General features: G+C 69.8%; 17 protein-coding genes and 3 pseudogenes. 10 read left to right on the forward strand and 10 right to left on the reverse strand.

What is annotated here, in order from left to right; genetic code table 11:
* The 8 genes and pseudogenes from ACI2L1_RS34510 to ACI2L1_RS34545 all read left to right on the forward strand — a co-directional run.
* Nucleotides 1–216, forward strand: a pseudogene (locus ACI2L1_RS34510) (alcohol dehydrogenase catalytic domain-containing protein); the annotation flags it as partial.
* A gap of 61 nt (nucleotides 217–277) precedes the next feature.
* The gene (locus tag ACI2L1_RS34515; RefSeq protein ID WP_404743353.1) at nucleotides 278–493 is read left to right on the forward strand and encodes a hypothetical protein; all 216 of its coding nucleotides are present in this window, start codon (nucleotides 278–280) and stop codon (nucleotides 491–493) included.
* A 1-nt stretch (nucleotide 494) separates the two neighbouring features.
* Nucleotides 495–1,787: an isocitrate/isopropylmalate family dehydrogenase gene (locus ACI2L1_RS34520; RefSeq protein ID WP_404743354.1), complete on the forward strand. Its 1,293-nt coding sequence runs from the start codon at nucleotides 495–497 to the stop codon at nucleotides 1,785–1,787.
* On the forward strand, nucleotides 1,787–2,062 hold the full coding sequence (locus ACI2L1_RS34525; RefSeq protein WP_404743355.1) for an isocitrate/isopropylmalate family dehydrogenase: 276 nt from the start codon (nucleotides 1,787–1,789) through the stop codon (nucleotides 2,060–2,062). The genes ACI2L1_RS34520 and ACI2L1_RS34525 overlap by 1 nt, the downstream gene beginning before the upstream one ends.
* 68 nt (nucleotides 2,063–2,130) lie before the next feature.
* Complete coding sequence (locus ACI2L1_RS34530) at nucleotides 2,131–3,921, forward strand: fatty acyl-AMP ligase (protein WP_404743356.1); 1,791 nt, start codon at nucleotides 2,131–2,133, stop codon at nucleotides 3,919–3,921.
* Nucleotides 3,918–4,913, forward strand: a complete 996-nt coding sequence (locus tag ACI2L1_RS34535; RefSeq protein ID WP_404743357.1) for a beta-ketoacyl-ACP synthase 3 — start codon at nucleotides 3,918–3,920, stop codon at nucleotides 4,911–4,913. The genes ACI2L1_RS34530 and ACI2L1_RS34535 overlap by 4 nt, the downstream gene beginning before the upstream one ends.
* A gap of 51 nt (nucleotides 4,914–4,964) precedes the next feature.
* Nucleotides 4,965–5,159, forward strand: a pseudogene (locus tag ACI2L1_RS34540) (IS30 family transposase); the annotation flags it as partial.
* Nucleotides 5,140–5,463 (forward strand): integrase core domain-containing protein, encoded by a 324-nt coding sequence (locus ACI2L1_RS34545; protein ID WP_404743358.1) that lies wholly within the window; start codon nucleotides 5,140–5,142, stop codon nucleotides 5,461–5,463. The pseudogene ACI2L1_RS34540 and the gene ACI2L1_RS34545, both read left to right, overlap by 20 nt.
* A gap of 127 nt (nucleotides 5,464–5,590) precedes the next feature.
* On the opposite strand, the gene ACI2L1_RS34550 is transcribed toward ACI2L1_RS34545, so the two are convergent.
* A complete protein-coding gene (locus ACI2L1_RS34550; RefSeq protein WP_404743359.1) occupies nucleotides 5,591–5,734 on the reverse strand; it encodes a hypothetical protein in 144 nt (47 codons plus the stop codon).
* Entirely contained in the window at nucleotides 5,731–7,326 is a 1,596-nt protein-coding gene (locus ACI2L1_RS34555) for an ATP-binding protein (protein ID WP_404743360.1), read from the reverse strand. Before ACI2L1_RS34555 ends, ACI2L1_RS34550 begins: the two co-directional genes overlap by 4 nt.
* A gap of 309 nt (nucleotides 7,327–7,635) precedes the next feature.
* Here ACI2L1_RS34555 and ACI2L1_RS34560 point away from each other — a divergent pair, with 309 nt between their 5' ends.
* Nucleotides 7,636–8,118 (forward strand): IclR family transcriptional regulator C-terminal domain-containing protein, encoded by a 483-nt coding sequence (locus tag ACI2L1_RS34560; protein WP_404743426.1) that lies wholly within the window; start codon nucleotides 7,636–7,638, stop codon nucleotides 8,116–8,118.
* Here the strand turns inward: ACI2L1_RS34560 and ACI2L1_RS34565 are convergent.
* The 5 genes from ACI2L1_RS34565 to ACI2L1_RS34585 form a co-directional block, all read right to left on the reverse strand.
* A complete protein-coding gene (locus ACI2L1_RS34565; protein WP_404743361.1) occupies nucleotides 8,102–9,091 on the reverse strand; it encodes a zinc-dependent alcohol dehydrogenase family protein in 990 nt (329 codons plus the stop codon). The two genes, ACI2L1_RS34560 and ACI2L1_RS34565, sit on opposite strands and share 17 nt — an antisense overlap.
* Nucleotides 9,088–9,975: a carbohydrate ABC transporter permease gene (locus ACI2L1_RS34570; protein ID WP_404743362.1), complete on the reverse strand. Its 888-nt coding sequence runs from the start codon at nucleotides 9,973–9,975 to the stop codon at nucleotides 9,088–9,090. Before ACI2L1_RS34570 ends, ACI2L1_RS34565 begins: the two co-directional genes overlap by 4 nt.
* Complete coding sequence (locus ACI2L1_RS34575; protein WP_404743363.1) at nucleotides 9,972–10,931, reverse strand: carbohydrate ABC transporter permease; 960 nt, start codon at nucleotides 10,929–10,931, stop codon at nucleotides 9,972–9,974. The genes ACI2L1_RS34570 and ACI2L1_RS34575 overlap by 4 nt, the downstream gene beginning before the upstream one ends.
* 80 nt (nucleotides 10,932–11,011) lie before the next feature.
* The gene (locus ACI2L1_RS34580; protein WP_404743364.1) at nucleotides 11,012–12,367 is read right to left on the reverse strand and encodes an ABC transporter substrate-binding protein; all 1,356 of its coding nucleotides are present in this window, start codon (nucleotides 12,365–12,367) and stop codon (nucleotides 11,012–11,014) included.
* An 81-nt stretch (nucleotides 12,368–12,448) separates the two neighbouring features.
* Nucleotides 12,449–13,210 (reverse strand): DeoR/GlpR family DNA-binding transcription regulator, encoded by a 762-nt coding sequence (locus ACI2L1_RS34585; protein ID WP_404743365.1) that lies wholly within the window; start codon nucleotides 13,208–13,210, stop codon nucleotides 12,449–12,451.
* Between the two features lie 371 nt (nucleotides 13,211–13,581).
* On the opposite strand from ACI2L1_RS34585, the gene ACI2L1_RS34590 reads away from it, so the two are divergent.
* A complete protein-coding gene (locus ACI2L1_RS34590) occupies nucleotides 13,582–13,779 on the forward strand; it encodes a hypothetical protein (RefSeq protein WP_404743428.1) in 198 nt (65 codons plus the stop codon).
* Nucleotides 13,780–13,861: 82 nt separating this feature from the next.
* On the opposite strand, the pseudogene ACI2L1_RS34595 reads toward ACI2L1_RS34590, so the two are convergent.
* From ACI2L1_RS34595 to ACI2L1_RS34605, 3 genes and pseudogenes are all read right to left on the reverse strand, one after another.
* Nucleotides 13,862–14,080 (reverse strand): annotated as a pseudogene (locus ACI2L1_RS34595) (dioxygenase); the annotation flags it as partial.
* Between the two features lie 148 nt (nucleotides 14,081–14,228).
* On the reverse strand, nucleotides 14,229–15,116 hold the full coding sequence (locus ACI2L1_RS34600; protein ID WP_404743366.1) for an SGNH/GDSL hydrolase family protein: 888 nt from the start codon (nucleotides 15,114–15,116) through the stop codon (nucleotides 14,229–14,231).
* Between the two features lie 119 nt (nucleotides 15,117–15,235).
* Nucleotides 15,236–16,855, reverse strand: a complete 1,620-nt coding sequence (locus ACI2L1_RS34605; protein WP_404743367.1) for an amidohydrolase — start codon at nucleotides 16,853–16,855, stop codon at nucleotides 15,236–15,238.
* Between the last annotated feature and the right edge of the window lie 95 nt (nucleotides 16,856–16,950).

A 16,950-nucleotide genomic window follows, 5' to 3' on the forward strand; every position in this document is an offset into this window, starting at 1 on the left:
TCCGAGCTGACCAGGCGCCACGACCTGCCATACCACATCATGGGCTCCGACCTCGCTGGCATCGTCCTGCGCACCGGCCCCGGCATCAATGCCTGGAAGCCCGGTGACGAGGTCGTCGCGCACTGCCTGTCGGTCGAGCTGGAGTCCTCCGACGGCCACGACGACACCATGCTCGACCCCGAGCAGCGCATCTGGGGCCTCGAGACCCACAGCGGGTGTCCACGCCCCCGCGATCCTCAAGGCCCACAAGAAGGGCGACACGCTTCTCAAGGACGTCGTGTACTCGAGCGCCCCCGCCTCCCTGCTCGGACGTGAGCAGTACGTGCTCGTCGACGAGGCGTCCGGGGCCAACAACGTCCGGTACTGGCTGACCACCCACGGCTTCGACCGCGGCGACGATGCTGTGGTCAAGGCCGTCCTCGACAAGGCGAAGGCCGACCGTGGCCCGCTCACCGACGCACAGATAAGGCAGATCATTGCGACAGCTCAGTGAGATGACGGGCCATGGAGCGCAGCGCACCGTGCGGCTGACCGGCAACGTGCTCGTGCTGACCGAGGACCCCGCCGCGGTCGCCGCCCAGCTGGACGGGACGTGCGAGCGCGCCCCGGCCCAGCTGCTGACCGAACCGCTGCGCGGCAACATCTCCACCGACGAGATCATCCCCTGTTGGTGCTGCTACTGGTACGACAAGAAACTCGGCGATTACGCCTATCTCGGCCTCAAGCACCCGGGGGTTCGGAGAGGGGGCGGTGAAGAGGTTCGCCCCGCAGATCACTGTCAGCGGCGATGCCAAGGGCTGCGGATCCTCCGATCCTCCGAGGATACGCCGTCTATGCCGAGAAGCACGCGGGTGTCGAAGTTGTCTTCGCCCGCTCCTTCGAGCGCATCTACCAGCAGAACTGCCGCAACGTGGGCATCCTCAGGCGACGACTTCCCGCTTCTCGACGCGCTCCTGGCTGGCGAGGAACTGCCGCTGGAAGCCGTCACCCGGCGAGCCACCGGCATCGAACGCGCGCCCATCGACCTGGGCGGCCTGTTCGGATTCAACCGGCACACGGGGCAGGGGAAGGACCGCGCGGATGTCGACACTGCCTTCGACGACACGCGTCCTTTGGACATCGTGGAGAAAATCGTCCAGAGTCACCTCGCCCCGCGCAACCCGCTGCCGGACGTGGCGAGCGTCCGGGTGGGGGAGTCCTACTTCCTGGCGGCCGATGTTCGGTTCTCGCACGAGTACGTCGCGCCCATGGCCGCCGGGATGTTCCGCCGGGAGTTCGGTGTCGAGGCCGGCCTCGACAGCCCCGACAGCTGCTATTTCTTCCAGGACCACCTCTCCCTGGCCGCACAGGTCGACCGGTACGTCAACCGCCGCCCGCTGCATCTGGACCACGGCACCGTCGATCTGTACCGCGAGAACACGCAGGGCCTGTACAGCCAGGTCGGCGGCGCGGTGGGCGGCCAGGGCCGGACGAGCGTAGCCATGGACGAGTGCGTCTACACCTGCGACACCGTCGAGCGGTTCGTACGCCACTGTCTGCGCGACCTGCGGGAGGCGGGGCGCCGCAAGGTGACGCTCGTCCACAAGGCGAACGTTGTACCCCACACCGGACGTCTATGGCAGGAGGTGTTCCGCGCCGAACTCGCCCAGGCCCCCGAGCTGACCGGGGCCAAGGAGTACATTGACGCGTTCTGCTGTCACCTGGTGCGCGATGTCTCCGCCTATGAAGGCGTTCTCGCGCGCCCAGTCCGTTCGGCGACATCATCAGCGACATCGGTGCCGCCCTGATGGGCGGGCTCGGTCTCGCGTACAGCGCCAGTATCTGCCCGGAGACCGGCTTCGCCCTGTTCGAGCCGGTACACGGCAGCGCGCCCGACATCGTGGGCAAAGGCGTCGCGCACCCATACGCCACCGCCATGTGCCTGGCCATGCCGCTCGACCACATCGGACACGCCGACGCAGCGGCACTGCTGCGCAGCTGCTTGCGGCAGACCCAGCACACCGACGCGGCGACCCCCGATCTCGGCGGCATGGGAACCACGCACGCCTTCATTCCGAAGTGACCGCCCTGAAGGAGAAGCGCCTGACGACCGAACGGCCGCGGCGGCTCCGGTACGAGGAGAACTGACCCATGCCCACTGCCCTCAATCACGCCCACGCGGGCGAGGACGCACCGACTTTGATCGATCTGCTGCGACTGCGCGCACAGCGGCAACCCGACGACACCGCCTACGTGTTCCTGCACAACGGTGAGGAACCCCAGGAGTCCCTCACCTACGCGGAGCTGGCCGACGCGGCGGACACGCGGGCCCAGCTGCTCGCGGCCAGAGGACTGAGCGGGCACAGCGCGGTGCTGATGTACCCGTCGGGCCTGGAGTTCATCCGGACGCTGCTGGGGTGCATGCAGGCCAAGGTCGAGGCGGCGCCCGTCCAAGCCCCACGCCGCATCAAGGACGTGGAGCGGATCCGCCGTATCGCGCGGAAAGCCGGCACCACGGTCATGCTCACCGAGACGTCCGTCCTGCGCGACCTGGAGAGCAGGTTCGGCGACCTGGAGGACGTCCTCGGGCTGACGGTCCTCGACACGGCCGAACTTGCCCCCGCAATGCCGCAGAACGCGGTGACCGGCGTACCGGCCACCGCCCCGGCCCCCGACGACGTGGCCCTGCTCCAGTACACCTCCGGCTCCACCGGCGATCCCCAGGGCGTCGTCGTCACGCATGCCAACTTCCTCGCCAACGCGGCTGAGACGGACGCGCTGTGGCCGTGCCGGCCCGACGGCACCGTCGTCAACTGGCTGCCGCTCTTCCACGACATGGGCATGTTGTTCGGCGTGGTCATGCCGCTGTGGGCGGGCATCCCCTCGTACCTGATGACACCCGCCTCCTTCATCCGCAGGCCGCTCCGCTGGCTGGAGGCCATCGCCCGATTCCGGGGCACCCACGCCGCGGCACCCAGCTTCGCGTACGAACTGTGCGCGCGAGAGGCGGCCGACAACAGGACGGGCCAGGTCGGCGACCTGTCGTCGTGGCGTGTCGCGGCCAACGGGGCCGAGCCCGTGCGCTGGCACGCGATCCGGCAGTTCACCGAGGCGTTCGCCCCGCACGGATTCCGGGCCGAGGCCATGTGCCCGGGCTACGGACTCGCAGAGAACACCCTCAAGGCCACCGGCAGCGACCAAGACCGCGAGCCGACCGCCGTGTGGCTGTCCGCGACGGCGCTGCGCGAAGGCCGCGCGGAGCTCGTCGACGCGCGAATCCCCGGAGCGGTCCCCATCACCAGTAGCGGCCATGCCGTCGCCGGAACTTTGGTACGGATCGTCGACCCCGACACGTCGCGCCCCTGCGCGCCGGGGACCATCGGCGAGATCTGGATCAACGGGCCGTGCGTGGCGGCGGGTTACCGAGGACTACCAGTGGCGAGCGAGGAGACCTTCCGTGCGCGCGTGAAGGACGCCGCAGGGCGACCCGAGGACGGCCGGACCTACTTGCGCACCGGGGACCTCGGCTTCCTGCACGCAGGCGAACTGCACGTCGCCGGCCGTCTGAAGGACCTGATCATCCATCAGGGGCGGAACTACTACCCGCACGACATCGAACTGTCCGCGGAGGCGTCCGCAGCCGGCCTGCACCCCAACTGCGCCGCCGCGTTCGCCGTCGCGGACGACGACAGGGAGCGCTTCGTGATCGTGGTTGAGACCGACGGCCGGGCGATGCGCGCCGAAGGAACCGAGGGTCTGCGTGAACGCGTGGCACGTGCGATCCGAGAGCATCACGGCCTCACAGCCGACACGGTGCTCCTGGTACGCCGGGGCGCGATACCGAAGACCTCCAGCGGCAAAGTGCAGCGCCGCGCGTGCCGCGGCCTGTACGAGGCCGGCGACCTGACCGACCTCGCGGCCGCCTCGGCGGGCCGGCGATGACCGGCCTGCGCGGGCCCACGGGTGCGGCGGGCTCCCGAATCCTGGGTATCGGGGCGTGCCGCCCGGCCCGTGTCGTGGACAACGACGAGGTATGCGCCCGTCTCGATTCCGACGACGCCTGGATCCGCCGCCGCTCCGGGATCGTCACCCGGCGCTTCGCCGGGCCGAGCGAGACGGTCGTCTCCATGGGGGCCGCGGCGGCAGTCAAAGCCCTAGCGGAGGCGGGCGTCTCCCCCTCCGCCGTCGGCCTCCTGCTGCTCGCCACGATGTCCCACCTGGAGCAGTCGCCGCCGGCCGCGCCCCGCGTCGCACACGCCATCGGCGCCGACGCCGCGGCGGCCGTGGACATCGGCGCCGCCTGCGCCGGGTTCTGCCACGCCCTGGCGCTCGCCGACTGCGCTGTCCGCTCCGGCACGACCCGCCACGTCGTTGTGGTCGGAGCGGAGCGGATGAGCGATCTGATCGACCCGGCCGACCGGTCCACGGCGTTCCTCTTCGGGGACGGGGCGGGGGCGGTGGTCGTCGGCCCAGCCGACGAGCCCGGTATCGGGCCGACGGTGTGGGGCTCCGACGGCACCGGAGACCGGCTCATCGCACATGAGCACAGCTGGCTCCGCGCTCGGGAGACACGGAACTGGCCCGTGATGCGGATGGCGGGGCCCGAGGTGTTCCGCTGGGCGACACGGGTCGTCCCCGACCTTGGGCGGAAAGCCCTGCAGGCGGCGGGAGTCAAGCCGGCCGATCTCGCCGCGTTCGTCCCGCACCAGGCGAACGTACGCATCGTGGATTCCGCGGCCCGGTCCCTCGGCCTCGGCGAACGCACCGTCGTCGCGAAGGACATCGAGGACATGGGGAACACTTCGGCCGCCTCAATCCCGCTCGCCCTGGAGGCGCTACGCTCCCGGGGAACGGTTCGGCCAGGAGACACCGCGCTGTTGGTGGGTTTCGGAGCAGGACTCGCCTACGCAGCACAGGTGGTGAGACTCCCGTAAGTTCTCCTGGCGGCCACGATTCGGAAAGCGCTTGCATGATGCAGGGAAGGGAACACGAACGGACTCCTGCGTCAGTACTTCCCGAAGGGCACCGACCTGTCCCGATGGTCCGCCGAGGACCTCGAGGCCGCCGCCCTGGCGCTCAACAACCGGCCCCGCAAGGTCCTCGGCTGGCGAACCCCGGCCGAAGTCTTCGAGCAGCAGCTACGCTCAAGCCAACAGCCCGGTGTTGCAACGACGGATTGAACTCGCCCAGTATTGCTCTCGGCGGTTCAAGCAGGCCTGCCGAAAGCTCGGCATTGTCCAGTCCATGGGCAGAGTTGGATCTTGTTTTGATAACGCCGTGAGCGAGGCGTTCAACAGCGTGCTGAAGGTCGAGTACGTCCACCGCCACACCTTCCGTACCCGCACCGAAGCCCGCATCAAGATCGCCATCAGGATCGCCGACTTCTACAACGCCAGCCGGCTACACAGTGTGTGCGGGTTCAAGAGCCCGATCGACTACGAACGTGACTACCGAGCCACCCTCGCCGAGGGACTGGCCGCATAGATCGTCTCCACCCTGCGAGGGGATTGACAGAACATCGAGCCCCCCACCCCGGGGCGATGCAACCGGATCGTGGGCGCATCGCTGCGGGCCGCCGAGGAGACGCTGACGGCGCGGATCTCGGCACGGCTCACGGTAGAGAGCACGGAGCGGATCCGGCGAGGATGAAGCCGGGCACCCGCTCGACGTACCTCCGGTGCGCGTCCGCCGCGACGGGGTCGTCCTCGACGACGAGGACGCGAATCGCCGGGGGCTGCGGGGAGCGCGTCGTCATGAGCGTACCTCCGACCGCAGCGGCAGCCGTACGGTGAACTCTGCGCCACCCTCGGCTGCCCGGCCGACCTCGATCGTGCCGCCGTTGCGCCGTACGGCCTGGCTGACCAGCGCGAGCCCGAGCCCGCGCCCAACTCCTCCGGGCGCCTTCGCGGCCTTCGTGCTCCAGCCGCGCCGGAACACCTCCTCCGCGGCCGCCGGGTCTACGCCCGGCCCCGAGTCCGCCACCCGCAGCGTCAGCTCGCCGTCGGCCGCCCAGGCCGCCACCGTCACTCGCGGGCGGGCGGTGCTCTGGGCCGCGTCCACGGCGTTGTCGATCAGGTTGCCCAGGACGGTCACCAGGTCGCGGGTCGGGAGCGAGTCCGGCAGCACGCCGTCGATCCGGCTGTCCGGGGCCAGCACCAGCTCCACCCCGCGCTCGTTCGCCTGCGCCGTCTTGCCTATCAGCAGCGCCGCCAAGACGGGCTCGGCGACCGCCCCGACCACCTGGTCCGTGAGCGCCTGCGCCAGTTCCAGTTCGGAGGTGGCGAACTCCGTCGCCTCGTCCACACGGCCCAGTTCGATGAGCGAGACGACGGTGTGGAGGCGGTTCGCCGCCTCGTGGGCCTGCGACCGCAGCGCCTCGGCGAAGCCGCGTACGGAGTCCAGCTCGCTGGCGAGCGCCCGCAGCTCGCTGGTGTCCCGCAGCGTCGCCACACTGCCGGGAGGCCCTCCGGGCCAGGCCGCGGGCCGTTGGTTGACGGCGAGCAGTCGGTCCCCGGCCAGGTGCACTTCGTCCGTGGCGACGCGCCCCGAGACCAGCAGCCGCTCCATCTCGGGGCCCAGGTCGAGGTCGGTGACGGGGCGTCCCTCCGCGTCCGGAGGCAGTGCGAGCAGTCGACACGCCTCGTCGTTCGCGAGCAGCAGGCGACGGTCGCCTCCCACGATGAGCACGCCCTCCCGGACGGCGTGCAGGACTGCGTCGTGGTGCTCATACATGCGGGTGATCTCGACCGGGCCCAGGCCCCGCGTCTGTTGCCGCAGCCGCCGGGCCACCAGCGCGACTCCCCCGGCGGCGAGGGCGAGCGCGCCGGCGGTGCCCCCCAGCAGGACCGGCAGGGCCTGGTTGACCTGTCGGGCCACTTCCTGGACGGGGATACCCACAGCGACTACGCCGAGGACCGAACCGCGGGCGTCGGTGACGGGCACAATCGCGCGGATGTTCCGGCCCGAGGGCCCGGTGAGGGTCTCCGTGACGGTGCGACCCGCCAATGCAGGTCCGACGGGGCCGAGAAAGCGGCCTCCGACCAGGTCAGGGTTGGTATGGGCGAGTCGGATCCCGGTCAGGCTCGACACGATGATGTAGGTGACGCCAGTCCGCGGCGCCAGGTCCTCGACGAGCGGCTGCAGCGATGCGGTCGGGTCGGTGGAACGCAGAGCCGCGACGGTCTCAGGGGACTGGGCGAAGGTCTCGGCGATGGCCATCACCCGAACAAGAGCCTTGTCCTCGTTGTCGCGCCGAGCCTGCCACACCAGCGCCGTCGCCGCGGCGGCGACGAGCAACAGCACCAGGGCCGCCACCAGGACGAGCATCTGCGCCGCGACACTGTGCAAGCCTGGCAGTGAACGCGTACACCGCCTCGCCGATTCCTGCGGGGCATCGCGCGACTGCCGTGAGGTCTGCCCGAAGCCGGGCCGCCCGTACCGGCGCATATTCCCTGCCTAGGTTCTCGTGATCCGGCTTCTGTCAGGTCGCGTTATTGTTGACGAGTTTCCGCATGGTCGCAACGAGCTGGACCTTCGCGAGGATCTCCCGGCGTTCGCGGTCATGGTGCCGCTTGCCGCCGCGCCGTCCTGGACCACCTGCGCACCCTGACCCGCTGGGGTGTCCACCTGGCGACCTTCACCGGCGACCGCCTGCTGCTGACCGACCCGGACCCCGGCCACCCACCCTCTGAGGAAGCCCTCCTCGCCCGCTACCCGCACGCCTCGGCGCTCGGCAAGCTCCTGCCGGCCGCTCAGGCTCACCGGCACGCCGTCGCACACGACCTGCGCCGCTTCACCGAGCACATGGTCACCGACGACGCGGAACTCGCCGCGGAACTCAAGCAAGTCGCTGAGACCGGTCTCGCCCGCCGGATCGGCCAGTTGCGCTCGGACCGGAGCTGCCTCGCCGTCGCCGTACGCCACCCCGTCATCGACAGGCTGGTCGGTGGCCTCGCCCTGTCCGGCCCGCCGACACGGGGCGCCCAGCCGAACGGCGAGCTGATCTCCGTGGTGCGGGAACACGCCGAGCGGCTGGGGCCGTTGCCCGCCTCAGAGGTCCTGCCGGTGTCGCCGGGACCGTGTTGCAGCGACTGTGTCACAGGCACTGCATCGTGGTCCGGAGTCAGGGCAGCACGATGATCTTGCGTCCCTTTCCGGTCGCGAACTGCTCCAGCGCCTGTGGGTACTCCGTCAGCGGCAGCCGGTGGCTGATGAACACCTGCGGGTCGAGCACCCCGGTGGCGAAGAGTTCCGCAGCGCGTTCGTAGCTGTGCAGGACCGCCATGGAGCCGGTGATGGTGATCTCCTGGTTGTAGATCCGGTACGGCGAGATGGTGGCCGTCGTCGCGTAGTCGGAGACCCCGAACTGCAGGAACGTTCCCGCTTTGGCGACCCGCTCCAGACCGTCCTGGATGGCGGCGGCGTTGCCGGTGGCGTCGACCACCACGTCCCAGCCGCCAGGCCGCCCCAACTCCTCGGCGGACAGGGCGGCTTGGGAGCAGCCGAGCTTCTCGGCGGTGGCCAGCCGCTCCGGGTTGACGTCGACGACGTCGATCGAGGCGGCGCCGGTGCGCTTGGCGAGTTCGAGCATCATCAGCCCCATGGTTCCGCTGCCGTAGATCAGCACATGGGAGCCGAGCCTGCTGTTGAGGACGTCGTAGCCGCGCACCGCGCAGGACAGGGGCTCGATCAGGGCCGCGTCCTGGACGTCCACGTGGTCCGGCAGCCGTACGCAGTTGGCGACGGGCGCCACGGCGTACTCGGCGGCGCCGCCGGCCCGGGTCACTCCGATCGCCTGCCAGCGGTCGCAGAGGTTGTTGCGTCCGGCCCGGCAGGAGCGGCACTCGTTGCAGTACAGCGAGGGGTCCACGGCGACCCGGTCGCCGAGGGCGAGTTCGGTGACCTCGCTGCCGAGACCGACGACCTCCCCGGCGAACTCGTGGCCCGGGACGACCGGAAGGGTGGGTGCGAACTCGCCCTGCAGGATGTGCAGATCGGTCCCGCACAGTCCGCAGGCCGCCACGTCGATGACGACGTCGCGCGGCCCGGGGGTGGGGTCCGGCACCGTGGTGACGGTGACCTTGCCAGGGGCTTCGATGACGGCGGCTCTCACTTGACTGCTCCTAGGGACAGGCCGCGGACCAGTTTGTCCTGGGCGGCGAAACCGGCGATGAGGACCGGCAGGGACACGAGCGTGGCGGCGGCGCAGAGCCGGGCGAGGAAGAGGCCTTCGCTGGTGATGAAGCCGACGAGGAAGACCGGCGCGGTCGAGGCGTTGGTCGCGGTCAGGTTGACGGCGAACATGAACTCGTTCCAGCTGAAGATGAAGCAGATCAGCGAGGTCGCGGCGAGTCCGGGCATGGCGACCGGGGCGACGACCCGCCACAGCACGGTGAGCAGGCCCGCGCCGTCGACCTCGGCGGCCTCCAGGATCTCCTTGGGCACCTCGGCCAGGAAGGAGCGCATCATCCACACCGCGATCGGCAGGTTCATGGCGGTGTAGAGGACGATCAGCGTCCACACGTTGTCCAGCATTCCGGCGTCCTTGACGATCAGGTACACGGGCAGCAGGGCCGCGATGGCCGGCAGGAACTTGGTGGACAGGAAGAAGAACATCACGTCGGTCCACTTCGTGACCGGCTTGATGGAGAGCGCGTAGGCCGCCGGCACCGCCAGAGCGAGCACCAGCAGCGTCGAAATCACGCTCGCCATGGCCGAGTTGAGGAGGAACGGCGTGATGTCCCGGCTGAACAGCAGCTTGTACTGGTCGAAGGTGAGGGAGGCGAAGGGGGTCGGCGGGTTGGTCGCCGCGTCCGCCTCCTGATGGAAGGAGGTCAGCACCATCCACGCCACCGGCGCGAAGAACGCCAGCGTGGCGAGCCAGGCGACGAAGGTCCACAGCGGCGACAACCGCGGCGCACCGCCTTGGTCGTCAGGGCGGCGGACGAGCTTCCTGAGCCTCGCGCCGGGCGCGTTGGCTGTCACGTGGGCGGTCATCGGGACACCTCCTCGCGGAACAGCGACGCGATGGTGCGCAGCGCGAACGTCGCGATCACGATCGAGCCGAGTACGACGACCACGCCGGCCGCGGCCGCCTGGCCGTACTCGTACTTGCGGAACATGGTCAGGTAGATCTCGTAGGGCAGGTTGGTCGTCTGGGAACCGGGTCCGCCCTGGGTGATGGTGTAGACCGCGTCGAAGGTCTGCACGACGTAGATCGTGCCGAGCAGGACGCCCAGCTCGATGTACTGGCGCAGATGCGGCAGGGTGATGTGGCGGAAGGTCTGCAGGGCCGACGCTCCGTCCATGCGGGCCGCTTCCAGGACGTCACCGGGCTGCGCCTGTAGTCCGGCCAGCAGGATCAGCATCATGAACGGCGTCCACTGCCAGACCAGCGACAGCACGACGGCGGGCATGGGGTAGGTGGACACCCAGTCGATCGTGGGGCCGTTCTCCGCTCCGAAGAGGCGGTAGAGGGCGTTCAGGGTGCCGTTGAGCAGGCCGTAGTCCGGGTTGTAGAGGGCGTGCTTCCACAGCAGTGCCGCCGCGACCGGCATGACGAGGAACGGCGCGATGAGCATCGTGCGCGCCAGACCGCGGCCGAGGAACCGGCGGTCGAGCAGCATCGCCAGGCCGAGGCCGAGGACCACGCTGATCAGCACCACCGACGCGGTCAGGACGACGGTGTTGAGCACCGCGGTGCGCAGCCGCTCGTCGGTGAAGACGAACTTGAAGTTGGACAGGCCGACGAAGTGCCTCTCGCCCGGCTTGAGGACGTTCCACTGGAGGGTGGAGATGACGATCGTGGCCACGAAGGGAAGCTGGGTGACGACGATGGTGAAGACCAGGGCCGGCAGCAGCGGGATGCGGCGCCGCCACTTTCCGGAGCCGGAGGACGTGCGTCGGCGGATGGGCGGGGGTGCTGTCCTGGGGGGAGCGGTGAGCGTGGTCATGGAGTGTTCCTCTGCCGGTTACCGCCGGGGTGGGGAAGTGGTGCCCGGCCGGGGGGAGCCGGCCGGGCGGTTCGGGAGGGTCACTGGTAGTTCTTGGCGACGTCCTCGGCGAGCTTCTGGCCGTCGTCGAGTGCCTTGTCCACGCTGGTCTTGCCGGCGATGGCGGCGGAGATCTCCTGGGTGACCTTGGTTCCCAGGTCCTGGAACTCGGGGATCGCCACGTACTGGACACCGACGGTCGGCCGGGGCTGGACGCCCGGGTTCGCCGGGTCGGATCCCTCGATGGACTTCAGGGTGATGTCACCGAAGGCTGCGGCGGCCTTCTGGTACTCCGGGATCTCGTACGTGCTGGCCCGCTTGCCGGCCGGGACCCGCGACCAGCCGAGCTTCTCGCCGACCAGCTTCTCGTAGTCCTTGCCGGAGGCCCAGAGCATGAACTTCGAGGCGGCGTCGGCGTTCTTCGTGGTCTTGGGCATGGCCCAGGCCCAGCTCCACAGCCAGCCGCTGCTCTTGGTCTCGACGGTCGGAGCGTAGGCGTAGCCGACATGGCCGGCGATCTTGCTGGAGCTGGGGTCCTCCAGCGAACCGGCCGCGCTGGTCGCGTCGTACCACATCGCGACCTTCTTCTGGCTCATGGCGTTCAGGCACTCGGTGAAGCCGGCCTGCGCCGCTCCCGCTTCGCCGTGCTGCTTGACCAGGTCGACGTAGAAGTTCGTCGCCTTCTTGAAGGCCGCGCTGTTGACCTCGGCCTTCCAGTCCTTGGTGAACCAGGTGCCGCCGAAGGTGTTGACCATGGTCGTCAACGGAGCCCCCAGCTCGCCCCAGCCGGCCAGACCGCGCAGGCAGATGCCCCGCATGCCCGGCTCCGCGCCGTCGACCTTGGCCGCGATGTCGGCGATCTGCTGCCAGGTCGGGTGCTCGGGCACCGTGACGCCCTTGGCCGCCATGACGTCCTTGTTGTACATCAGGAAGGAGGACTCGCTGTAGAACGGCAGGGCGTACAGCTTGCCGTCGGAGCCGGACAGGGACGTGACCACCGGCTTGAGCAGGTCGGCCGCGTCGAAGCCGGTGTCCTTGTCGGCGTAGGAGCTGAGTTCGTGCAGCCAGCCGTTCTTCTGCCAGATGGGGATCTCGTAGGCGCCGATGGTGGCGACGTCGTACTGGCCGGCCTGGGTGGCGACGTCCTGGGTCACCTTGTCGCGCAGCTCGTTCTCGGGAAGGATCGTGAAGTTCACCTTGATACCGGTGTCCTTGGTGAACGTGTCCTTCGTGAGTTTCTGGATGTCCTCCATCTGCGGGTTGCCGACCATCAGCACGTTGATGCTCTTTGCGTCGCCGCCGGAGGACGACGTGCCGCCGGCACCGCTGCAGGCGACCAGCAGTGATCCCGCGGCCGTGGCCGTGGCGAGAACATGGATCATTCTTCGGGTACGCATGACTGACTCCAGGGGACGTTCGGGAAGCGGGGAAACCAGGGCCCGGACTTCCGGGGCCGGGACAGGGGGATGAATTGCGGCTCAGACCCGGATGACGTCGGGGCCCAGCAGCGAGTAGCGGTGTGCTTCGGAAGCGGGCAGCCCGGTGTCTGTGACGATCGCCTCGAATTCCGTGACGTCCGCGAACCGGCAGAAGCTCACGGCACCGAATTTGGTATGGACTCCGGAGAAGACGCGGCGCCTGGCGGCCTTGAGGACCTGCGTCTTGACCTCACTGACCGCGGGGTCTGGGGTGGTGAGTCCGAACTCGCGTGAGATGCCGTTCGCGCCGACGTACGCCAGGTCGATGACGAAGCCGGACAGCATGCGGGTCGCCCAGTGGTCGACCGTGGCCAGCGTTCCGCCGCGCACCCGGCCGCCGAGCAGGAGCACGGTGATGCTCTCGGCGGAAGCCAGATCGCCTGCGGTGGCCAGCGAGGAGGTGACCACGGTCAGTGGCCGGTCGCGGGGGAGTGCGGCGGCGATGAGCTGCGGTGTGTAGCCCTCGTCGACGAAGACGGTCTCGGCGTCCCCGAGCAGTTCAGCCGCGGCGGCCGCGATCCGGGCCTTCTCGGGGACGTGCTCGGTGGTACGGAAGGCGAGCGTGGTCTCGAAGCCCGCGCTCTCCACGGGATGGGCACCGCCATGGGTACGGCGGACCAGGCCGTGCCTCTCCAGTAGGTTCAGATCGCGTCTCACGGTCTCCTTGGAGACCCCGAGGTCGGCCGCTATCTCTCCGACGTCCACGGTTCCGGAACGGCGTGCCGTCTCCAGAATTCCGCGTCTTCGTTCATCGGCGTCCACAGCGACACCTCCGTTTTACGGCTCAGCGCGTTGTGCACGCGGCGGTTGTTTCCCGAAGCCCGGCCCGTTCGGGCTTCAGTGGCCCAATTTCTACAAGGCAATTGCGACTACTGACCAGGTTCGTCGTAGAGCGTCTCGTGACCGAATGTGCCCGTTTCCCGGAGGGGGGAGCCGCTGGATAATGCGGTGGAGGGCTGATCGATTCGGGAGACCGGTGCCCGTTGTCGTTCCGAGGCCTTTCCGTTTCCCTGCCCGTTTCTCCGAACAGATCAGGACACCCGGACGCCGAGGCGGGCCGTACTCCTCGACCGCGGCCTGGATCAGGTCGTCTGAAAGGGCTGCTTGGCGCCAGACCCATGACGAAGCCGTCGATGACGCTCGTGACCAGTGCGGTCGGGTCGGAGGCGGCGCCCAGGGTGGTGAAGAGCGGGATGAAGTGCTCCACGGTCGGATGGGCGCAGCCGAGGCCGGGGGCGTTGCTGCGGTACCGCTCCAGTTCGGCGACGTCCCCGCGGGCCGGCGCGTCGGCGGCCCACTGGTCGAACTCGGCCGACCAGCCCGGCACATGATGGGCCGGGACCAGTCGATATGGCGCAGTCCGTGGGTCATGAACCCCGAGCCGATGACAAGGGTGCCCTCCTCGCGCAGCGCGCGGAGCCGTGCGCCCAGCCCGAGGAGCCGGGCCGGGGCCGAGGTCGGCAGGCGCAGCTGGAGCACCGGGATGTCGGCCTCCGGGTACATCGCCTTGAGCGGTACCCGGGCGCCGTGGTCCAGGCCCCGGCCCTGGAGCTCGAAGACATACGTGGTGGAGGGCAGTACGGCAGTCAGCCGCCTGGCCAGTCGTGAGGCGTCCGGGGTGTCGTAGCGCATCCGGTAGTAGAGGGGGTCGAAGCCGCCGAAGTCGTGGACCAGCCCGGCGGGCCGGCGTGGCGTACCCGCGAACGTCGGCACACCGGCGTGACGTACGACGCCCAGCCCGCGTTCCGGGCTGGGCGTCGCTCTGTATTACGGAGATTGCCTACTGGCCGAGCTCCCGCTCGACCGCCGCCGCGATCGCCTGCTGGCCCGCCGCGTTCGGGTGGATCGGATAGCCGGGGTGCACGGGGGCCATGTCCTCGATCCAGCGGTCCTCGACGGGCGCGCAGATGTCGTGCCCGATGGTCGGTGTGTAGGTGTCGACGTAGGAGGCCCCGGCACGGCGGGCCTGCTTCGCCAGCATCGCGTTGAGCGCGAGCTCGCCGTCCCGCATCCAGGCGAAGTCACCGGCGGCGAACGGGGCGGTGGGGCTGGTGCACGAGCCGCCGTCGGCGGGGAAGAGGTCCGGGTAGCCGACGACCAGCACCCGGGCGTGCGGGGCCCGCTTCTTGATCCCCCGCAGCACCTCGGCGACCTTGGGCGCGGTCTCGTTGATCGCGTCCTGGACGCCGTCGGTGCCGCCCGCGTTGTAGGAGGCCTTGCAGGGCGCACCGGCCGGGTCCGTCGCGCTCAGTGTCGCGCAGGTCGTGATGATCGAGGTGAAGTTGATGTCGTTGCCCCCGATGCTCAGGGTGACCAGCTTTGTCGACCGCTTCAGCGCGGAGAACTGGGCGGGTGCCGTGCCCTGGGCCGTCGTCATCTGCGCGGTCGTCGCGGCCGAGCAACTCACGTCCGTCAGTGGGACATTGAGTGCGGACGCGACGAGCGAGGGGTAATTCCGGTTCGAGCGGGCGCAGTTGAGGTCCTCCTGGTCGGGGATCCCGGGCCCGGAGGCCGTGGAGTCGCCGAGCGCCACGTACGCCGTGCTGTTCTCGACGGGCGAGGCGCTCGCGGCCGTGGCCGTCGTGGCGACGGTGGTCAGGGCCAGGAGACCGCAGGCGACGGAGAGCCGGCCGACTCGGCCCGTCCGTCGCGTACTTCGTGTGTTCACGTGTTCGTCCTCGGTCTTCCCCGCACGGCGGCCCGCCGCTCGGTGAGGTGATGGGGCGGATTCGACCGACAGGACGGGGTAACTCCCGGAAAAGTTCGACGAGTTGACTGTGGCGGTGCTCACAGGCCGGCGGGGCCGTGGACGATCCGCCCGCCCAGAAGGGTGTGGGTCGGGTTGAGGTCGCGCAGGGCCTCGGCCGGGGCCTGGCCGGGGTCCTGGTCCCAGACCGTGAAGTCCGCCAGCCGGCCCGGCGCGAGAATGCCCCGCAGGTGCTCCTCGCCCGTCAGACGGGCCGCGCTGGTGGTGTGCAGGGCGACCGCCTCGTCGTAGGAGATGGCGTGTTCGGGGCCCTTGACGCCGATGACGGTCTGGCGGGTGGTCATGCCCCAGACCGAGCGCATCGCGCCGAACTGGCCCACCGGGAAGTCGGAACCGGCCGACACCTGGGCGCCCTGGTCGAGCCAGCCGCGGGCCGGGAAGAGCGCGGCGACACGCTCCGGGCCCCAGAAGCCCTCCTCGACCTCGGCCGTGTCGTGCAGGAGGGGCTGCTGGATGGTGACGGGGATGCCCAACTTCGCGGCACGGGCGCGTTGTTCGGGACCGGCCAGACCGCCGTGCTCCATGACGAGGGAGCCTGCGGGCAGCCCGGGGACGTTGGCCAGGACACGCTCGTAGACATCCAGGAGGACACGGACCGCGCGGTCGCCGTAGGCGTGCGTGCCGACCCGCCAGCCGCGCCGCACGACCGCCTCGACGGCCTCGGCCAGGGCGTCGGGCTCCCAGATCAGGGTGCCGGAGAAGGCGTGGTCGCAGGCGTACGGCTCCTCGGTGGCGCCCGCTTCCAGACCGCCGTCGAGGCCGAACTTCACACCCCAGACCTGGAGCCACGGGTCGGAGCCGTAGCGCCACTCCTCCATGGTGTCGAGGAGGTCCTCCACCTGGGCCGTGCTGGACAGGCCGAGCGCCGAAATCAGCGCGCGGACCCGGGTGTTGAGGGCGCCCGCCTCGCGGGCGGCCAGCAGGACGTCGTAGTCGGCGGGGCGGACCATGCAGTCGCGGACCGTGCCGATGCCCGTGGCCGCGTACTGGCCGCTGGCCAGCCGCAGACCGTCGATACGGCCGTCCCGGTCCGCCGCGGGGACGAGCCGCTCCACCAGGCCCATCGCGTTGTCGATCAGCCGGCCGTTGAGCCTGCCGTCCGCGTCGCGGCCGATCTCCCCGCCCGGCGGGACCGGGGAATCCTCCGTGATGCCGGCCAGGCGCAGCGCGTAGGAGTTGACGACGTCGTTGTGACCGCCGCGCTTGACCAGCACCGGGTGCCGGTCGGTGGCCTCGTCGAGTTCCGCCGCCGTGGGCATCCGGCGCTCCGCCAGGTTGAGTTCCTGCCAGTTGGTGGTGGTGCGGATCCACTCGCCCTCGGGGGTGTTCCTGGCGCGCTCCCGGATCAGGTCCAGGAACTCCGGGATGTCACGGGCCTGGTGGACCGGCACGTCGTGCGCGCTGTACCCGGCGAGGATCAGATGGGTGTGGGTGTCGTCGAACGCCGGCAGGACCGTGGCCTCCGGCAGATCGAGCACCTCGGTGCGCGCGCTGACGTACGCGTCGAGGCCGTTCGGGTCGGGCGACAGGGCGGCGATACGGTCGCCCCGCACCGCCAGGGCCCGCTGCGGGGCCTGGCCGGGCACCAGCGTGTGCACCGCGGCGGCTCGGATCAGCAGGTCGGCACCGTGATCGGTCATGGCTCTTCTCCCACTTCGGTTCGGTGCGGTGAGCCCGGTTGCTCCGTGCCCTCCGCCGACAGGACTTTCTACGGCTTCTCAGTGGATCGATCGAC

The organism is Streptomyces sp. NPDC019531, assembly GCF_044903305.1.
Classification (GTDB): Bacteria; Actinomycetota; Actinomycetes; order Streptomycetales; family Streptomycetaceae; genus Streptomyces.